13 protein-coding genes, 1 tRNA gene and 1 pseudogene are annotated in these 18,202 nt (G+C 72.5%); 11 read left to right on the top strand and 4 right to left on the bottom strand.

Features of this window, described 5'->3' with window-relative positions:
* The first annotated feature begins 23 nt into the window (after positions 1–23).
* Positions 24–1,496, top strand: coding sequence for a S1C family serine protease (locus tag QIS96_RS02415; RefSeq protein WP_282540632.1), 1,473 nt, complete (start codon positions 24–26; stop codon positions 1,494–1,496).
* Positions 1,497–1,615: 119 nt separating this feature from the next.
* Positions 1,616–1,700 (top strand) — tRNA-Ser (locus tag QIS96_RS02410).
* 78 nt (positions 1,701–1,778) lie between these two features.
* Here QIS96_RS02410 and QIS96_RS02405 read toward each other — a convergent pair.
* From QIS96_RS02405 to QIS96_RS02395, 3 genes and pseudogenes are all read right to left on the bottom strand, one after another.
* A pseudogene (locus QIS96_RS02405) lies at positions 1,779–2,030 on the bottom strand (GntR family transcriptional regulator); the annotation flags it as partial.
* A 114-nt stretch (positions 2,031–2,144) separates the two neighbouring features.
* Positions 2,145–2,948 carry a hypothetical protein gene (locus QIS96_RS02400; protein ID WP_282540631.1) on the bottom strand — a complete coding sequence of 268 codons (804 nt, stop codon included), beginning with the start codon at positions 2,946–2,948 and terminating at the stop codon, positions 2,145–2,147.
* Between the two features lie 103 nt (positions 2,949–3,051).
* Positions 3,052–3,939 (bottom strand): bifunctional DNA primase/polymerase, encoded by an 888-nt coding sequence (locus QIS96_RS02395; RefSeq protein WP_282540630.1) that lies wholly within the window; start codon positions 3,937–3,939, stop codon positions 3,052–3,054.
* 342 nt (positions 3,940–4,281) lie between these two features.
* On the opposite strand from QIS96_RS02395, the gene QIS96_RS02390 reads away from it, so the two are divergent.
* From QIS96_RS02390 to QIS96_RS02350, 9 genes are all read left to right on the top strand, one after another.
* Positions 4,282–4,593, top strand: a complete 312-nt coding sequence (locus tag QIS96_RS02390; RefSeq protein ID WP_282540629.1) for a hypothetical protein — start codon at positions 4,282–4,284, stop codon at positions 4,591–4,593.
* A gap of 261 nt (positions 4,594–4,854) precedes the next feature.
* On the top strand, positions 4,855–6,027 hold the full coding sequence (locus tag QIS96_RS02385) for an acyl-CoA dehydrogenase family protein (protein WP_282540628.1): 1,173 nt from the start codon (positions 4,855–4,857) through the stop codon (positions 6,025–6,027).
* Complete coding sequence (locus QIS96_RS02380; protein ID WP_408907104.1) at positions 6,024–7,028, top strand: bifunctional MaoC family dehydratase N-terminal/OB-fold nucleic acid binding domain-containing protein; 1,005 nt, start codon at positions 6,024–6,026, stop codon at positions 7,026–7,028. Before QIS96_RS02385 ends, QIS96_RS02380 begins: the two co-directional genes overlap by 4 nt.
* Positions 7,028–8,077 (top strand): acyl-CoA dehydrogenase family protein, encoded by a 1,050-nt coding sequence (locus QIS96_RS02375; protein ID WP_282540627.1) that lies wholly within the window; start codon positions 7,028–7,030, stop codon positions 8,075–8,077. Before QIS96_RS02380 ends, QIS96_RS02375 begins: the two co-directional genes overlap by 1 nt.
* The gene (locus QIS96_RS02370) at positions 8,074–8,478 is read left to right on the top strand and encodes a MaoC family dehydratase (protein ID WP_282540626.1); all 405 of its coding nucleotides are present in this window, start codon (positions 8,074–8,076) and stop codon (positions 8,476–8,478) included. The genes QIS96_RS02375 and QIS96_RS02370 overlap by 4 nt, the downstream gene beginning before the upstream one ends.
* Positions 8,475–9,641 (top strand): lipid-transfer protein, encoded by a 1,167-nt coding sequence (locus tag QIS96_RS02365; RefSeq protein ID WP_282540625.1) that lies wholly within the window; start codon positions 8,475–8,477, stop codon positions 9,639–9,641. The genes QIS96_RS02370 and QIS96_RS02365 overlap by 4 nt, the downstream gene beginning before the upstream one ends.
* A gap of 62 nt (positions 9,642–9,703) precedes the next feature.
* Positions 9,704–10,585, top strand: a complete 882-nt coding sequence (locus QIS96_RS02360; RefSeq protein ID WP_282540624.1) for a glycoside hydrolase domain-containing protein — start codon at positions 9,704–9,706, stop codon at positions 10,583–10,585.
* Between the two features lie 171 nt (positions 10,586–10,756).
* Complete coding sequence (locus tag QIS96_RS02355) at positions 10,757–11,302, top strand: SigE family RNA polymerase sigma factor (RefSeq protein WP_282540623.1); 546 nt, start codon at positions 10,757–10,759, stop codon at positions 11,300–11,302.
* Between the two features lie 156 nt (positions 11,303–11,458).
* Positions 11,459–13,105, top strand: a complete 1,647-nt coding sequence (locus QIS96_RS02350) for a long-chain fatty acid--CoA ligase (protein ID WP_282540622.1) — start codon at positions 11,459–11,461, stop codon at positions 13,103–13,105.
* 95 nt (positions 13,106–13,200) lie between these two features.
* Here QIS96_RS02350 and QIS96_RS02345 read toward each other — a convergent pair whose 3' ends face one another.
* On the bottom strand, positions 13,201–18,072 hold the full coding sequence (locus QIS96_RS02345) for a PAS domain-containing protein (protein WP_282540621.1): 4,872 nt from the start codon (positions 18,070–18,072) through the stop codon (positions 13,201–13,203).
* Positions 18,073–18,202: the final 130 nt, after the last annotated feature.

Below are 18,202 nucleotides of genomic sequence, written 5' to 3'. Positions count from 1 at the left end.
CCGTGGATCGAGGAGAGAGAGCTGTGAGCACCGAGAACGAGGGCAACGAGGGCAACGAGGTCACCCCCGCCCCGTCCGCACCTTCCGTGCCCGTGCCCCCGGCGGCCGCTCCCGACGCGAACCACGCAGCGGAGGCGTCGCCGACCGAGCAGCGACAGCAGCCGACTTCGGCGGACCAGCAGCGCACGGTTTCGGCTGACCAGCAGCACACCGCGCCCCTTCCGCCCGTGCCGCCTCCTCCGGCGGGAGCCGGGGGCGAGCCCGCGGGTGCGGGCGGCTGGCCGCCCGCACCGCCCGCCGTGCCCGCGTACGCGCAGGGCGGCGGGGGCCATGAGTGGGGTGCGAGCTATCAGCAGCCCGCGCCGGTGCCCGCCCGGCGCAAGGGCGGCCTGGTCGCCGCGGTCCTGGTCGCCGCGCTGCTGGCCGGCGGCATCGGCGGCGGGGTCGGGTACTGGGCGGCGGAGCGCAACGACTCGGCGGTGGACTCGACCACGGTCTCGGCGTCGGACACCCCCGCCAACCTGAAGCGCGAGCCGGGCACCGTCGCGAACATCGCGGCGAACGCGCTCCCCAGCGTCGTCACCATCGACGCACAGGGCGGCGGCGCGCAGGGCGAGGGCGGCACGGGCACCGGCTTCGTCTACGACAAGCAGGGACACATCCTCACCAACAACCATGTGGTGGCGTCCGCCGCGGACGGCGGCCGGATCCAGGTGACGTTCTCGGACGGGAAGAAGTACGAGGCGCAGGTGGTCGGCCTGGCGCAGGGGTACGACGTGGCGGTCCTGAAGCTCAAGAACGCCTCGGGCCTCAAGCCGCTGCCGCTCGGTAACTCGGAGCGGGTGGCCGTGGGCGACTCGACCATCGCGATCGGTGCGCCCTTCGGCCTGTCCAACACGGTGACGACCGGCATCGTCAGCGCCAAGAACCGCCCGGTGGCCTCCGGGGACGGCACGGGCTCGAAGAACTCGTACATGAGCGCGCTGCAGACGGACGCGTCGATCAACCCGGGCAACTCGGGCGGGCCGCTGCTCGATGCGCGCGGTGCGGTGATCGGCATCAACTCCGCGATCAAGCCGGCGGAGAGCGGGGGCGGGCTCGGCGGCGGGCAGGGCGGTTCGATCGGCCTCGGCTTCGCCATCCCGATCAACCAGGCGAAGAACGTCGCCGACCAGCTGATCAAGACCGGCAAGGCCGTCTACCCGATGATCGGCGCCTCGGTCTCCCTGGACCAGTCCACGAGCGACGGTGCGCAGATCTCCCAGGAGGGCGTGGGCGGATCGTCCCCGGTCACCAAGGGCGGGCCCGCGGACAAGGCGGGGCTCAGGGCCGGCGACGTGATCACCCGGCTCGACGACCGCCCGATCGACAGCGGCCCCACCCTGATCAGCGAGATCTGGACCCACAAGCCGGGCGACACGGTCAAGTTGACGTACAAGCGCGGCGGCGACGAGCGCACGGTGGACGTCGTCCTGGGCAGCAAGGGCGAGGAGTGACCGGTCCTCCGGTGGCCGGATCAAGCGGCAGGCGGCCCGGCTGTGACCGCCCGAACGCCCACGAGGGCCGCCGGGGCCGGTAGGCTGTAGCCGCTCCGCAGCAGGTGAGGCGGGGCGAGGGTGGGTTGCCCGAGCGGCCTAAGGGAACGGTCTTGAAAACCGTCGAGGCGCAAGCCTCCGTGGGTTCAAATCCCACACCCACCGCGGTAGTTGAGGGCCCCTGACCGGGGATTTCGGTCGGGGGCCCTTGGCGTGGGCGGGGGCCGTTGCGCACCACTCCCCCCCCGAGACGCTGTAGTAGGTCCGCCGGATGTGCGTGACGAGTGCGGGCTTCTGGGTGCCGAGCAGTGATGCTTCCTCGGCGGTCGCCTGCCGGGGTTCCGGCTGCTCGACTGCGTGGCTGACGGTGATCCCGATGGCGGCCATGCGGTTCATGACTCCGGCGCCTGCGTGCGGTCCGCCTTCGGGGAGTACGACGAGAGTGCCGACGGTGAGGTCGTACGGTTTCCAACTCGTCGACAGCTGAACGGGCTTGGCCGCGAATGCTCGCATTTGGCAACGGGCGTTACGCTCACCCCGAACAGGATCGGCAGTGCACGGTTCGCGAGCTTGTTTCCCACCGGCTCGCGTGGGTCGCTCAGTGGATCCTCACCGGGGCAGATCGTCACTGTCGGGCTTGAGTACCACCCAAGAGCCATGGTTAATGCAGTACTTCGTCTGGTACCAGAGCCGAACTTTCTCGACGCTGGAATCCAGAAGCATCCTGAAAACCTTGTCCCCGTTCGTCGGGTGTGGGAAGTCCGAGCCGAAGCTGATCCCTGGCTTTCCGCCACGGTTCTTCTTTGTGAACATCTCAGGGGTGGCTGAAGTGAAGCAGTCGAGCAGGACCTTTTTCGGCACCTCCTCCAAGGTGTAGACAAAGCGGTCAGGGCGAGTCTCCGCGCGCAGGATCAGGATGCGGTCGTACCCGTCCATATGTCGGGGGAGGCGTTGACGAACCTCTGCTGCACAGAGGTCGGCCGTCGTCGCTTCGCGCACCCAACGAGCCTCGGAGAACTTTTCGATCTTGATCTGTGTAGCGCTCAGCCCCTTGGCGGCTTCCGTCTTCAGTGACCATCGCTCGCCGTTTCCGAAGACGTCATAAGCGGACTCACCAGGCGCCGGGTTGAGATCAGCCTCGTTGTGCCCTTGGGTAATCAGGCAACGCTTCATCGCGTACTCAAATGGTTTCTTGTTGAGTGGTGCCTCGTGATTTGAGTGGTGGAGGCTGAGAAGATTGGACATCTCCTCGGCAAACGCCTCATCCACGATGTCTGCGCTTGAACCCGGGATGAACTGGACGGGTATGTTGAGGCTCTTGACCATTGATGCCACGGTCTCAAGTTGTCGCATCGACAGGTGGTTAAGCCCACTGGTGATCTCCTTCGTTACCCGCTCACGGTCGCTGTTCATGGGCTGAGACTACGGTCAGTTGATGCCTCGTCGACGGTCGCGTTCCGCTTCCCAGCGGATGCAGGCCTTGTAGTGCGGTGATTCGGGCATGGAGCGGCAGCCGTTATCCGCGGTTGCCGATCGCCCGTGCCGCCGAGGCGATCGTTGCTCGGGCCTCGTGGGCCGGGAGGCCTGTTTGGGTGGCTGCTGTGGTGAGGCGGGGGGCGAGGGTTTCGCCGAGGCCGGATTCGTAGGCGCGGCAGGCGGCCCAGAAGAGGCGGGTGTTGCGCTGGCCGGCGCGGGCGCCGAGGACGAACTGGACCAGGCCCTCCCCCTGGGCGGAGCCCGACGAGCTGCCCGGCGCAGGGCGCGTGCGGCCGCGGGGCGGGGGTGTGAGCAGGCGGAGCAGGGCGCGCGGGCAGCGGGCGGGCGCGAGGTGGGCCGTGCCCGGTTCCGTGCCGTAGACCCCGTGCTCGGTGCGGGAGCCGGGGCCGACGAGATAGCCGCCGGCGCCCCGGACGTCGATGCCGGGGGCGAGGCGGCTCGCGGAGTTGGGGACGACCACGTCGGGCGGGCCGGAGAGCCACAGGTGGCGGCCGCCGCTCGGGGTGAGGACGACCACCGTGTCCGGGATGGAGAAGAGGTGCCGCAGGGCGAGCTCGCGCAGCGTCGCCGAGCAGTCCGGCCCCTCGGGGCCCGGCTTGTCGTCCAGGTCGATGCCGATGAGGTGGTGCGGGGGCAGGCCGCACGCGATGCCGTACCCCGTGGCCCAGGGGGCGGCGGTGAAGAGCTCGCGGATGCGGGCCGGGTCGGTCGTCGCGTCGTACACCCCGTGGCCGGGGCGGCCGCACTCGCCGTGGCAGGGGGCGGGCGGGCACGGCTCGTCGCGGTGCGGGGAGCGCAGGGCCGGGAGCTTGGTGCGGGAGAGCGGGATGACGGCGAGCCCACGCTCTGCGGCGGACAGGGCATGGGCGAGGGCCAGGGTGGCGGCGTGCCGGTCGGTGGTGGCCATGGCTTCATTTTCGTACGTACGTTCGAAGAAGGGAAGGGGGATTTCGGGTGGGCCACTCGAACGAGGTACGGGGCCCGCTCGCCCGGCAGTGCGCCGCACCTGGAACTCGCGGTCGGTTCCGGGTTCCGCGGGCGCGGGGTGATTCCGGTGGGTTCAGCAGGTTTATCGACTTGTCATCACGCTTGCGGGGGAAGGCGGCGCCGTGGGTGGTTCGGCGGGTGTGCGGTGGGCACCTCTGCTCTCGCGACGTCGTGAACACCGCAGGGGCGGTCGGCCAACTGCCCCTGGATCAGGCGCACTTACCGGCTCGAACAACTCGGCCGGACTCTTTGGAGGAATCACATGGCACGCATCCGGACCGCTCGCGTCCTCGCCGCAGCCGCCGCCCTGCCGCTCGCCGCGGCGCTCTTCACGGGCGTGGCCCAGGCCGACAACGGGGGCTTCGCGAGCGACGGATCGAACACCGGCGTCGCGACCGTCACGGGCAGTGGCGTCGGAGGGGTCAACGGCGGCAGCAACGCCACCAACCAGCAGGTGGCGACCGGTTCCGGCGCCTCCAACCAGAACAACAACGCCCAGGTGGACGGCTCCGCCTTCACGGCCATCGACCAGTCGAACGAGACGTACGCCGTCAACTTCGCCCAGCTCTGGTGAGCCGCCGGTCCGCGTAGGGCCGCGCCCTCCAGAGGGGGGAGGGCGGGGTCCGCGCGGCGGGGGGTACATGCACCGCGCGGCGGCACGAACTGTGCCGCCGCGCCGGTGTGTTGCGTCACTTCCGGGGAGGCGTCCGTGACCTTGACAACGGAGTCTTTTCTGACGGACAGTCAGGAAACTCCAGCGCCAGACCACGCCGGACCCACTGTCAGACCCCACCGCCAGACCCCCCGATCCGTACGAGCTCCCAGGAGGGACGCCGTGCACCTCGCCCCCACCCGCCGCCAGGAGCAGCTGCGCGCCGAACTCCGCGCGTACTTCCACCGGTTGCTCGGCAAGGAGCCACCGGACGACGGACCGGGCCAGCGGGAGGTGCTGCGCCGGATCGGGGCCGACGGGATGCTCGGGCTCGGCTGGCCCGTCGAGTACGGCGGCCAGGGGCGGGGCGCGGACGAGCAGTTCGTGTTCTTCGACGAGGCGTACCGTGCGGGCGCGCCCGTCTCGATGGTCACCCTGAACACCGTCGGGCCGACCCTGATGAAGTACGGGACCGAGGAGCAGAAGGCGTACTTCCTGCCGCGGATCCTCAGCGGCGAGCTGGTCTTCGCGATCGGGTACAGCGAGCCGTCCGCCGGCACGGACCTGGCCTCCTTGCGCACCCGGGCTGTGCGGAAGGGCAATGACTGGGCGATCGACGGGCAGAAGATCTTCACGTCCAACGCCCAGCAGGCGGACTGGATCTGGCTGGCCTGCCGTACCGACCCCGAGGCGCCCAAGCACCAGGGCATCTCGATCATCCTGGTGCCGACGGACGCGCCCGGGTTCTCCTGGACGCCGATCGAGACGGTGGGCGGGCTGACCACGACCGCCACCTACTACGACTCGATCCGGGTGCCGGTCTCGAACCTGGTGGGCGAGGAGAACGGCGGCTGGGGCCTGATCACCAACCAGCTCAACCACGAGCGCGTCGCCCTCGCGGCGATCGGCATGCAGGCCGAGGACTGCTACGCGAGCGCGCTCGCCTTCGCCCGCACCCCCGACCCGGTCACCGGCCGGCGTCCCGCCGAGACGCCCTGGGTGCGCGCCCGCCTCGCCGAGGTGCACGCGCGGCTCGCCGCGACCCGGCTGCTCAACTGGCGCCTGGTCGGCGACGTCGGCGCCGGGCGGCTCGCGCCCGGCGACGCCAGCGGCGTGAAGTTCGCGGGCACCGAGTCGGCGGTCGAGGTGTACCGGATGTGCCAGGAGATCGTCGGCGACGCCGGTCTCGTACGGGCCGGATCGCCCGGTGCGTACGGGATCGGGCGGGACGGGGACGGCGAGCTGGAGCGGATGAACCGGGCGGCGCAGATCAACACCTTCGGGGGCGGGGTGAGCGAGGTGCAGCGGGAGATCGTCGCGACGATGCGGCTCGGCATGAGGAAGGTGCGCCGGTGAGCGGGACGCGCGAGATACGGGCGGAGGGCGCGCAGAGTTCGCCGAGCGCCGGGCAGTCCACCGATGCCGCCGAGGAGCGGGAACTCACCCCGTTCCTGCGGGAGTTGAAGACGTACGAGGGCAGGCCCGCAGCCGAGGCCGGCGTCGGCAAGGACCCGGTGAACGAGCCGATGATCCGGCACTGGTGCGAGGCGATGGGCGACGCGAATCCGGCGTACGAAGGACCGGACGCCGTCGCTCCGCCGACGATGCTGCAGGCCTGGACGATGGGCGGGCTCTCCGGGCACGGCGGCGCGGGCCGCTCGGCGGCGTACGACGCGCTGTTCGGGCTGCTCGACGGCGCCGGGTTCACCTCGGTCGTGGCCACCGACTGCGAGCAGGAGTACCTGCGCCCGCTGCGGCCGGGGGACGCGATCACCTTCGACGCGGTGATCGAGTCCGTCTCGGCGCAGAAGACCACCAAACTGGGTACGGGGCACTTCGTGACGACGCGGATGGACGTCCAAGCGAACGGCGAACCGGCCGGGACGCACCGGTTCCGGATCCTCAAGTACGCACCCGCGCAGCGCAGACCGCGCGGCAAGCAGCCCCAGCGCACCCGGCCCCGCCCGGTGATCAACCGGGACAACGCCGGCTTCTGGGCGGGCGTCGAGCAGCGCAGGCTCCTCGTCCAGCGCTGCACCGACTGCGCAACCCTGCGCTTCCCCTGGCTGCCGGGGTGCAACGGCTGCGGCTCGGAGCACTGGGACACCGTCGAGGCGAGCGGCGAGGGCACGGTCTACTCGTACGTGGTCATGCACCACCCGCCCTTCCCCGCCTTCGACCCGCCGTACGCGGTGGGGCTCGTCGAACTCGCCGAAGGGGTACGGATGATCAGCAACGTCGTCGGGACGCCGACGGACGAGGTGCGCATCGGGATGCCGGTCAGGGTCGAGTTCCAGCAGGTGGACGAGGAGCTGGTCCTCCCGGTCTTCCGGGCCGTCCCAGGGAGCATCGCCTGATGGACTTCACGCCCACCGAGGAACAGTCCGCGGCCCTGGAGCTCGCGGCGCGGATCTTCACGGACCTGTCGACGCCGGAGCGGCTCGGCGCACTCGGCGCGGACAGCGACCGGGAGCTGTGGAAGGAGCTGTGCGCGGCCGGACTCGGCGGCGCGGTGCGCGAGACCGGGCTGCTCGGCCTCGTCCTGCTCCTGGAGGAGCAGGGCCGGCGCACCGCGCAGGTGCCCTTCGCGGCCTCCGGCGCGTACGGCCTGCTCGCCGTCGCCTCGCACGGGACCGCCGAACAGCGCGAGCGCCTCCTGCCCGCCCTGGAGGACGGCACGGAGGTGGCGACCGGCGCGTTCCCGGCCCAGCCGGGCGTACGCGCGGACGCGGAGGGGCGGCTCACCGGTGCCGTCGCCTGGGTGCCCTGGCTGCGCGACGCCACGTACGTCCTGGTGGCTGCGGCCGACCACGGGCTCTGGCTGGTGCGCACCGAGGACGCCGAGGTGCAGCCGGTCGAGCTGACCGCGCCCTGGTCCGCGGGCCGTCTCGTCCTCGACGCGACCCCGGGCGAGCGGCTCGGCGGCGCGGGGGCGTACGACGACGTGCTCGCGACGGCGCGCACCGCGTTCGCCGGACTGCAGGCCGGGGTGTGCGCCGGTTCCCTGGCCCGCGCCGTCGAACACACCTCGACGCGCGAGCAGTTCGGCAAGCCGCTCGCCGCCAAGCAGGCCGTGCTGTTGCGGGCGGCCGACGCGTACATGGACATCGAGGCGATCCGGGTCACCGCGTACGAGGCGGCCTGGCGCAGGGACGAGGGGCTCGACCACCGGGCCGCGTCCCTGACCACCGCCTGGTGGGCCTCGGAGGGCGGCCGCCGGGTCGTGCACGCGGGCCAGCATCTGCACGGCGGCACGGGCGCGGACCTGGACCACCCGGTGCACCGGCACTTCCTGTGGGGGCGGCAGCTGGACGCCTACCTCGGCGGCGGGGCCGAACTCCTCGCGGATCTGGGGGAGTTGATAGCGCACGGGGACGACGCGATCGAGGAGGGGGAGCGCTCATGACACACCTCAGGGCAGGGGAGGCGTTGCCGCCCCTGGAGATCCCGGTGACCCGCACCCTGATCGTCGCCGGGGCGCTCGCCTCGCGCGACTACCAGGACGTGCACCACGACGCGGAGCTCGCGAAGGAGAAGGGCTCCCCTGACATCTTCATGAACATCCTGACCACCAACGGCCTGGTCGGACGGTACGTCACCGACTGCTTCGGCCCGGAGGCCGTCCTGCGGAAGGTGAAGATCCGGCTCGGCGCGCCCAACTACCCGGGCGACACGATGGTGTTGACGGGCACGGTCGCCGAGGTGGAGGGCGGCACGGCGCGTGTGGACGTGGTCGGCGCGAACGGCCTCGGCAAGCACGTCACCGGCACCGTCACCGTGGCACTTGCCGAGGAGGCGGGCGCATGAGCGTACGGAACAGGGACAGCCTCGGCGGCAAGGCGGCCATCGCGGGCATCGGCGCGACCGAGTTCTCCAAGGACTCCGGGCGCAGCGAACTGAAGCTCGCCGTCGAAGCGGTGCACGCCGCGCTCGACGACGCGGGCCTCTCCCCCGCCGACGTCGACGGCATGGTCACGTTCACGATGGACACCAGCCCCGAGATCACCGTCGCGCAGGCGGCGGGCATCGGCGAGCTGTCCTTCTTCTCGCGCATCCACTACGGCGGCGGAGCGGCCTGCGCGACCGTCCAGCAGGCGGCCCTCGCGGTGGCGAGCGGAGTGGCCGAAGTCGTCGTCTGCTACCGGGCGTTCAACGAGCGCTCCGGCCGCCGCTTCGGCTCCGGGGTGCAGCACCGCGAGCCCTCCGCCGAGGGCGCGGCGCTCGGCTGGGCCCTGCCGTTCGGACTGCTCACCCCGGCCTCCTGGGTCGCGATGGCCGCCCAGCGCTATCTGCACACGTACGGGCTCGGCCCCGAGGCCTTCGGCCATGTCGCGGTCACCGACCGGAAGTACGCGGCGACCAACCCGGCGGCCTACTTCCACGGCAAGCCCATCACGCTCGCCGACCACGCCGCCTCGCGCTGGATCGTGGAGCCGCTGCGGCTGCTCGACTGCTGCCAGGAGACCGACGGCGGCCAGGCGATCGTCGTGACGAGCGCGGAGCGCGCCCGTGATCTGCGACAGAAACCGGCGGTGATCACGGCCGCAGCCCAGGGCGCGGGCCGGGCGCAGGAGCAGATGACCAGCTTCTACCGCGACGACCTCACCGGACTGCCCGAAACCTCCGTCGTGGCACGGCAGTTGTGGCGCAGCTCGGGCCTCACCCCGGCCGAGATCGACGTCGGCATCCTCTACGACCACTTCACCCCGTTCGTCCTCATGCAGCTGGAGGAGTTCGGCTTCTGCAAGCCGGGCGAGGCCGCCGACTTCGTCGCCGAGGAGGCGCTGCCCCTGAACACCCACGGCGGGCAGCTCGGCGAGGCGTATCTGCACGGCATGAACGGCATCGCGGAGGGCGTACGGCAGGTGCGCGGAAGCGCCGTCAACCAGATCGCCGGCGCCTCCCGAGTCCTCGTCACGGCCGGTACGGGAGTGCCCACTTCGGGGCTGCTGCTCGCAGCGGACGGCTGAAGTCTGCGGCGCCGTGCGCGTGTCCTCGGCGCGCACGGCGGACGGGCCTTTTGACTCGCCGTATGGACCGCAAAAAGCCGATCGTTGGACTTGTCCTCACGGTGCTCGGGCTGCTCACGCTCGCCGCGCCGCCGACCGTCGCCCGGGGGACGGACGCCGGGTCGGGCGCGGCGCCGGCGGACGGAGCCCGCGCTGCCGCGGCCGCCCCCGACAAGCGGGCGGCGCCGCGCACCTACAAGGGCTGGGCCTTCGACACCTGCAGCGCCCCGACCCTGGAGACCATGGCCGCCTGGCGCCGCCACTCCCCCTACCGCGCCGTCGGCGTCTACTTCGGCGGCCGGGGCCGGCACTGCAAGGCGCAGCCGAACCTCGACCGCGCCTGGCTGCGCGGCGTCCACGGCATGGGCTGGCGCGTACTGCCCCTGTACGTCAGCTCGCAGCCGCCGTGCGTGATCGCCAAGAACAAGAAGAAGGTGCGCATCGGCTCCGACCCGGTCGCGCAGGGCGCCGCGGAGGGCCGTGACGCGGTCGCCCGAGCCCGTACGTTCGCGATCGGCGAGGGCAGCCCGCTCTACCTCGACATCGAGTCGTACGACCTGCGGAACAAGAAGTGCCTGGACACGACGCTGTCCTTCGTCCGCGCCTGGAACCGCGAAGTGCGCGCCCAGGGGTACATCACGGGCTTCTACAGCAGCGCCGACTCCGGTGTGAAGCACATGGAGCTGGCACGCCGGGCGGGCGTCAAGGACCTGCCCGAGGCCATCTGGTTCGCGCGCTGGAAGGGCAAGCCGAACCTCAACCGCGAGCCGGTCTTCGAGCCGGGCGCCTGGTACCCGAACAAGCGCATCCACCAGTACCGGGGCAACGTCAAGGAGCGGCACGGCGGCCACACCCTGCTCATCGACCGCAACCTGATGGACGCCCCGGTCGCCCGGATCGGCTGACCGCCGCGGCCGCTCCCCGCGGGGCGGTCCCGGGCCCACCCCTCGGGGGCGGGCCCGGCCGCCTCCACCCTCAGGAGGTGGGGCAGGCCCCACTCCTACAACCTGAGGGGGACGCGGGTTCGGGACCTGGGGCCGATCCGCGGGGGTGGGGCCGCTCCTAGCGTGGAAGCCATGACCGTTATCGATGGGCCGCCCGTCCGCACCGGGGGAAGCGCGAACGCCCGGTACCCGTCGTTCTCCTCGTATCTGCGCGCCCGTCGGCCGGTGCTCCTGCGCACCGCGCGCTCGCTGACGGCCGACCCCTGCGACGCGGAGGACCTGCTGCAGACCGCTCTCGCCAAGACGTACGTGGCCTGGGAGCGGATCGAGGACCACCGGGCGCTCGACGGCTATGTGCGCCGGGCCCTGCTCAACACCCGCACCTCGCAGTGGCGCAAGCGCAAGCTCGACGAGTTCGCCTGCGACGAGCTGCCCGAGCCGGACCCGCTGCCGCTCGCCGACCCGACCGAGCAGCAGGCGCTCCGGGACGCCATGTGGCGCGCGATCATGAGGCTTCCCGCCCGCCAGCGCGCGATGGTGGTCCTCAGGTACTACGAGGACCTGAGCGAGGCGCAGACCGCCGAGGTGCTCGGGGTCTCCGTCGGCACCGTGAAGAGCGCCGTCTCCCGGGCGCTCGGCAAGCTCCGCCAGGACCCGGAGCTGGCGCCGACGCCGTGAACGGCGGAGGGGCCCGAGCGGTCGATCGGGGCCCGTCATGGGATGGATCACGCCGCCGTCGGGCATCCATCCGCGCCGCAGTAGTGACATACCAAGTGGTATGCGGTGAGAATCAGCGAAACCCTACTGCTCCGTAGCGCCCACCGGGAGGACGCCGTGCTGAGCACCATGCAGGACGTACCGCTGACCGTGACCCGACTCCTCAAGCACGGGTCGACCGTCCACGGCACATCGCAGATCACCACGTGGACCGGCGAGGGCGAGCCGCACCGCCGCACCTTCGCCGAGATCGGTGAGCGCTCGGCCCAGCTGGCGCACGCACTCCGCGAGGACCTGGGCGTCGAGGGCGACGAGCGTATTGGAACGCTCATGTGGAACAACGCCGAGCACGTCGAGGCGTACTTCGCGGTCCCCGCCATGGGCGCCGTGCTCCACACCCTCAACCTGCGCCTGCCGGCCGAGCAGTTGGTGTGGATCGTCCAGCACGCCGCGGACCGCGTGATCATCGTCAACGGCTCGCTGCTTCCGCTGCTCGCGCCGCTCCTGCCGCAGCTCACCCCGGTCGAGCACGTCGTCGTCTCAGGCCCCGGCGACCGCTCGCTGCTCGCCGAGGCGAACGTCCAGGTGCACGAGTACGAGGAGCTCCTCGCCGGGAAGCCCACCGCGTACGACTGGCCCGAGCTGGACGAACGCCAGGCCGCGGCCATGTGCTACACCTCCGGCACGACCGGCGACCCCAAGGGCGTCGTCTACTCGCACCGCTCCATCTACCTGCACTCGATGCAGGTCAACATGGGCCAGTCGATGGGCCTCACCGACCAGGACACCGGCCTGATCGTGGTCCCGCAGTTCCATGTGAACGCCTGGGGCCTGCCGCACGCCGTCTTCATGACCGGCGTGAACCTGCTGATGCCGGACCGCTTCCTGCAGCCCGCCCCGCTCGCCGAGATGATCGAGCAGGAGCGCCCCACCTACGCGGCCGCCGTGCCCACCATCTGGCAGGGCCTGCTCGCCGAACTCACCGCCAACCCGCGGGACATCGAGAGCCTCGACCAGGTCACCATCGGCGGCGCCGCCTGCCCGCCCTCGCTGATGGAGGCGTACGACAAGCTCGGTATCCGGGTCTGCCACGCCTGGGGCATGACCGAGACCTCCCCGCTCGGCACGGTCGCCCGGCCGCCCGCCGGGGTGAGCGAGTCCGAGGAGATGGGCTACCGCCTCACCCAGGGCCGCTTCCCGGCCGGAGTCGAGGCCCGCCTCAGCGGCCCCGGCGGCGAACACCTGCCCTGGGACGGCACCTCGGCCGGTGAGCTGGAGGTCCGCGGACCCTGGATCGCGGGCGCGTACTACGGCGGCGCGGACGGCGAACCCTTCCGGCCCGCCGACAAGTTCAGCGAGGACGGCTGGCTCAAGACCGGCGACGTCGGCATCATCAGCCCCGACGGCTTCCTGACCCTCACCGACCGCGCCAAGGACGTCATCAAGTCCGGCGGCGAGTGGATCTCCTCGGTCGAGCTGGAGAACGCGCTGATGGCCCACCCGGAGGTCGCCGAGGCCGCGGTCGTCGCCGTACCGGACGAGAAGTGGGGCGAACGGCCGCTCGCCACCGTGGTGTTGAAGGAGGGCTCGACCGCCGACTTCGAGACGCTCCGCGACTTCCTCGGCGAGCACATCGCCCGCTGGCAGCTGCCCGAGCGCTGGTCGATCATCCCGACGGTCCCGAAGACCAGTGTCGGCAAGTTCGACAAGAAGGTGATCCGCAAGCAGTACGCGGACGGGGAGTTGGACATCAAGAAGTTCTGAGGGTCTTCGGTACGCGGATGGGGCGCTGTTTCACGTGAAACAGCGCCCCATCCGCGTACGGCCGTAACGACCTTGTGGCAGCGGTCAGTTGGTGCTCAGTTGGTGCCGATCTTCGCAAGCAGGTCGACGATCCGGCCCTGCACCTCGGCGCTCGTGGACCGCTCCGCGAGGAACAGCACGGTCTCGCCGGAGGCCAGCTTCGGCAGCTCCGACTGGTCGACGGCCGCGGTGTAGACGACCAGCGGGGTGCGGTTCAACTGGCCCTTGGCGCGCAGCCAGTCGACGATCCCGGCGCGCCGGCGACGCACCTGCAGCAGATCCATCACGACCAGGTTCGGGTGCATCTGCGTCGCGAGCGTCACCGCGTCCGCGTCGGTTCCAGCCCGCGCGACCTGCATGCCGCGCCGCTCCAGGGTCGCCGTGAGCGCCTGCGCGATCTCGTCGTGCTCCTCGATGAGCAGGACCCGCGGCGGGTGCTGCTCGCTGTCCCGCGGCGCGAGCGCCTTCAGGAGTACGGCGGGGTCGGCGCCGTACGCCGCGTCGCGCGAGGCCTGGCCGAGTCCGGCCGTCACCAGGACGGGCACCTCGGCCGCGACCGCCGCCTGCCGCAGCGACTGCAGCGCGGTCCGCGTGATCGGCCCGGTGAGCGGGTCGACGAAAAGCGCGGCCGGGAACGCCGCGATCTGGGCGTCCACCTCGTCACGGGAGTTGACGATCACCGGGCGGTAGCCGCGGTCGCTCAGCGCCTGCTGCGTGGTCACGTCGGGCGCGGGCCAGACCAGGAGCCGCCGCGGGTTGTCGAGCGGTTCGGGCGGCAGCTCGTCGTCCATCGGCTGCGGCTGCGGGCTGTTCGCGACCTCGACCGCGCCTCCCGGGCCGTCGAGCGGCTCGGGCCCCTCGGCGCCCTCGTCCGGCGCGCCGATCGCGTACGACCGGCCCTCGGTGCGCTGCCCGTCACCGCCGGGCAGCGGCCCGCTTCCAGCGAGCGAACCGGAGCCCGGCAGCGAACCCGCGCCGGGCAGCGGTCCGGAGCCCGGCAGGGAACCGGAGCCCGGGAGCGAACCCATGCCGGGCAGCGGTCCGGAGCCCGGGAGCGAACCCGTGCCGGGTGCGCCGGCCGGGGGCAGCGGGCCGGGGCCCGCTGAGGGGGCTGCGCTGTCGCCCTTCGCGAGCGCCTCGGCCGTACGCCCGCTCTCCGGCGGAGTGCCCAGCTTGCGGCGCCGGCCCGAACCGCCGGTCTGCTGCGCGCCGGACGTGTTCAGGCTGCCCGTCTGGGACTTCGTCGCGTTCGACGGCTGGCTCTGCGGACCCTGCGCCCTGGGCGGGAGCGGTCCCGGCTTCTGCCCCGGCTTCTGCTGCTCGGCGATGTGCTGGGCGAACGGGACGCCCTGACCCAGCGTCCGCACGCTGATCGCCCGGCCCTGCGTCGACGTGCTCGACCCGGCCGCCGGAGCATCGGCCTCAGCGGGCAACGGCTGCGCGAGCCGCTGGGGCTGCGCTTCCGGCTGGGGCTGGGGCTGGGGTTGCGGTTGGGGCTCGGGCAACGGGTGTGACTGCCCGGCGGGTTCGGCCGGTTCGGCCGGTTCGGCTGCGGTGGGAGCGGGGGCTTCCGGTGCTGCCTGCGCCTCCGGGGTTTCCGGCGTCTTCGGCGCTTCCGGGGCGGCGGGCTCGGCTGCTGCCTGCGCTTCCGGTGCTGCCTCGGCCACCGCCTCCGCGGCTGCTTCCGCCGCTGCCGGTTCGGCCTCCTGCTCGGGCGGCAGCGCGGCAGGCACGGCAGGTGCGGCAGGTGCGGGCTCCGGCTCGGTCGCCGGTCGGGCGCGACGCCTGCCGGTGGGGGCCGACACCGGGTGCGGCTGCGGCGGCGTGTGGTCGGACGACGGTCCGTGGGGCGCGTTGTAGCCGTGATCACCCTCGACATCGGCCGGGTGCGCCAACTCGTCAGCGCCCTCCGGGACTTCAGCCCCCTCCACCGGCACGTTCTCCTGTACGGGAACGGGCGCGGGCGCGGGTACCGGTACCGGCACGGGGGTGGCCTCGGCCGGTGCGGCCGGTGCGGCCGGTGCGGCCGGTGCGGCCGGTGCGGCCGGTGCGGGCGGCGCGATGGGTGCGGCCGGTGGTGTGGCTGCTCCGGTCGGTGCAGTCGGTGCAGTCGGTGCAGTCGGTGCAGTCGGTGTGGCCGGTGCGTCGGCGGTGCCCGGTGCTGCGGGCAGGCCCGCTCCCGGAACCTCCGGCGTACGGTCGGCCGCGGCGGGCGGCAGCGCGAACGGGACGCGCGGGCCGCTCTGTTCGGCGGCCGCGGCACGCTCCTGCGCGGCGGCCAGCGCACGCCGCGCGCGCCTGCCCCTGGGCCGCACCTCGACCTCGGCGCCCCCGGACACCTGGGCCTGCGCGGCGACGGCTTCGGCGGAACCGGCTTCGGCAGCGGCCGCTTCGGCGGTGACGGCTTCGGCCGCGGCAGGCTCCGTGCCCGCCGCCGGCAGCGCGGCGAGCGCCTGCGGCGCCCCCTCCACGCTCCGCCGCGCCCTGCGCCCGGTCGGCGCGGTGCCTGCGGACTCGGCCGGCACCGGAACGCCCTGCGGCGGCACCGTCTCGCCGAGCTGCTGCCCCGAACCGGAACGCGAAGCGGAACCACCCGCGGCGTGCTCGGCCGCGGTCACGACGGAACCCTGAGCCGGCTCGCCCTGGCCCTCGGCGGGCGCCGGACGACGGCGCCTGCGGCCCGTACCCGCGGAAGCGCCCGGGATTCCGGCGCCGTCCGTCGACGGCTGGCCGGCGCTCTGCGCGGGCGCCGGCTCGCCGCCGCCCTGCGTCTCGCCGCCCTCGCCGCCCTCGCCGCCCTCGCCGCCCTCGGCGGACTCGACGGCCGGGGCCGCGGCCCGGCGCCGACGCCGACCGCGCGGCTCCTCCGCGGCCTGCGCGCTCTCGTCGGCCGGTGAACTCTCCGCGGACTCGGCCTCGTCGGCCCCGGCGGAGTTGTCGTCGAGGAACGCGTCCACCGACGGCCCACGCCGGGCCCGCCGCCGCCCACGGCCCTCGGTCTGCTGCTGCGCGGGCACCGGCCCGGCACCCGAACCAGCCGCGTCCGCCTGCCCTGTACCGGAGTCAGAACCGGAACCCGCAGCGGAGGCCAGCTCCAACTCCGACCCGACGGCCGGAGCGGTACGGGGGTCGGGAATCGCAGCCGTACCCGCACCCGGAACCGCAGCCGTACCCGCACCGGTCTCGTCATCGGCAGCCGTGGCGCCGAGCGGTACTTCGAGGACGTACGCGCTGCCGCTCATCCCCGGCACCTCGTGCGTCTGCAGGACACCGCCGTGGGCCCGCACGATGCCGCGCACGATCGGCCCGTGCACCGGATCGCCGCCCGCGTACGGACCGCGCACCTCGATGCGGACGACCTCGCCGCGCCGAGCCGCCGCGACCACGATCGTGGAGTCCACCTGCGCCGAGGCGCCGGGACCCGCGGGCACGCGCGCGTTGCCGGTCGCGTCGATGCCGGCGACGTCCGCGATCAGATGCGCGAGCGCGGTGGCGAGCCGGGGCCCGTCCACCTCGGCCTCCAACGGCGGCGCGTGCACCGCGAACTGGGCGCGGCCGGGCCCGATCAGCTCGACGGCGCCCTCGACGCCCGCGGCCACCACACCGTCGATCAGGACGCGTTGCTTCTGCAGCTCGGCCGTGCCGGTGTCGAGGTGCTGGTACGCCAGGACGTTGTCGACGAGGGTCGTCATCCGCGCGTACCCGGCGGCGAGGTGGTGAAGGACCTGGTTCGCCTCGGGCCACAGCTGGCCCGCCGGGTCCGCGGCGAGCGTGCCGAGCTCGCGGCGCATCTCCTCGAGCGGGCCGCGCAGCGACTCACCGAGCACCGCGATCAGCTGGGCATGCCGCGCGGAGAGCGATTCGTACCGCTCGGTCTCCTGCTCGACGAGGGCCTCGTACCGGTCCTTCTCCCGCTCGGCGAGGGCCGCGTACCGGTCCTTCTCGCGCTCCTCGAGCGTCGCGTACCGCTCCTGCTCGCGCGCCTCAAGGTCGGCGTACCGCTGCTGTTCGCGCGTCTCCAGCTCCGCGTACCGCTGCTGCTCGCGCGCTTCCAGGTCCGCGTACCGCTGCTCGGCCTGCGCGGTCTCCTTCGCGTGCCGCTCGACGAGTTCGTCGTACGCCCGCCGGTCGGTGAACGCCAGGACCGCGCCGACCAGCTCGTCCCCGTCCCGCACCGGCGCGGTCGTCAGGTCGACCCTGACCTTGCTGCCGTCCTTGGCCCACAGCACCTGCCCGCGCACCCGGTGCTTGCGCCCGGACCGCAACGTGTCCGCGAGCGGGCTCTCCTCGTACGGGAAGGGCTCGCCGTCCGGGCGCGAGTGCTGCACGAGCGCGTGCAGCTCCTTGCCGCCCAGGTCGCTCGCGCGGTAGCCGAGGATCTGCGCGGCGGCCGGGTTCACGAGGACGACGCGGCCCTCGGTGTCGGTGCCCACGAAGCCCTCGGCGGCGGCTCGCAGGATCATCTCGGTCTGTCGCTGCGAACGCGCCAGCTCCGCCTCGGTGTCCACGGTGCCCGACAGATCCCGTACGACGAGCATCAGCAGCTCGTCACCGGAATACCCGTAGGTGCCGTGGGACTCGTACGCGTCCCGGGAGTCCTCCAGATTCGCACTGGTGACTTCGACCGGGAACTCGCTTCCGTCCGTGCGCCGTGCCGTCATCCGCCGCGGCTTCGTCCGCCCGTGACTGTCCGCGTCCACGGAGTCGGGGCGGCGCATCGAACCCGGGATCAGCCGGGAGTCGAACTCCGGCAGCAGGTCGAGGAGACCGCGCCCGACCAGGGACCAGCCGGAGGTCTCGAAGGTCTCCAGCGCGATGCTGTTGGCGTTGACGACCGTGCCGTTGGCGTTGACGAGCAACAGCGCGTCCGGAAGGGCGTCGAGTATGGCTGCGAGGCGAGCAGCGCCTCGGGATGGCCTGCTGCTCACGACGACGGATCCTCCCTGTTACTGCCCTTTTGCCGGCCTCTGGGACTCCCCGTCCCGCGGCCCTTGGCGTGTCACGGGAAGGAGTCTACGGGCACCCGTTCCGCTCGCGACGCCGGATGAGAGGGAGGTC

This window comes from Streptomyces cavernicola, assembly GCF_029968035.1.
In the GTDB taxonomy this organism is placed as follows: domain Bacteria; phylum Actinomycetota; class Actinomycetes; order Streptomycetales; family Streptomycetaceae; genus Streptomyces; species Streptomyces cavernicola.
This window is presented reverse-complemented; position numbering and strand designations above follow the sequence as displayed.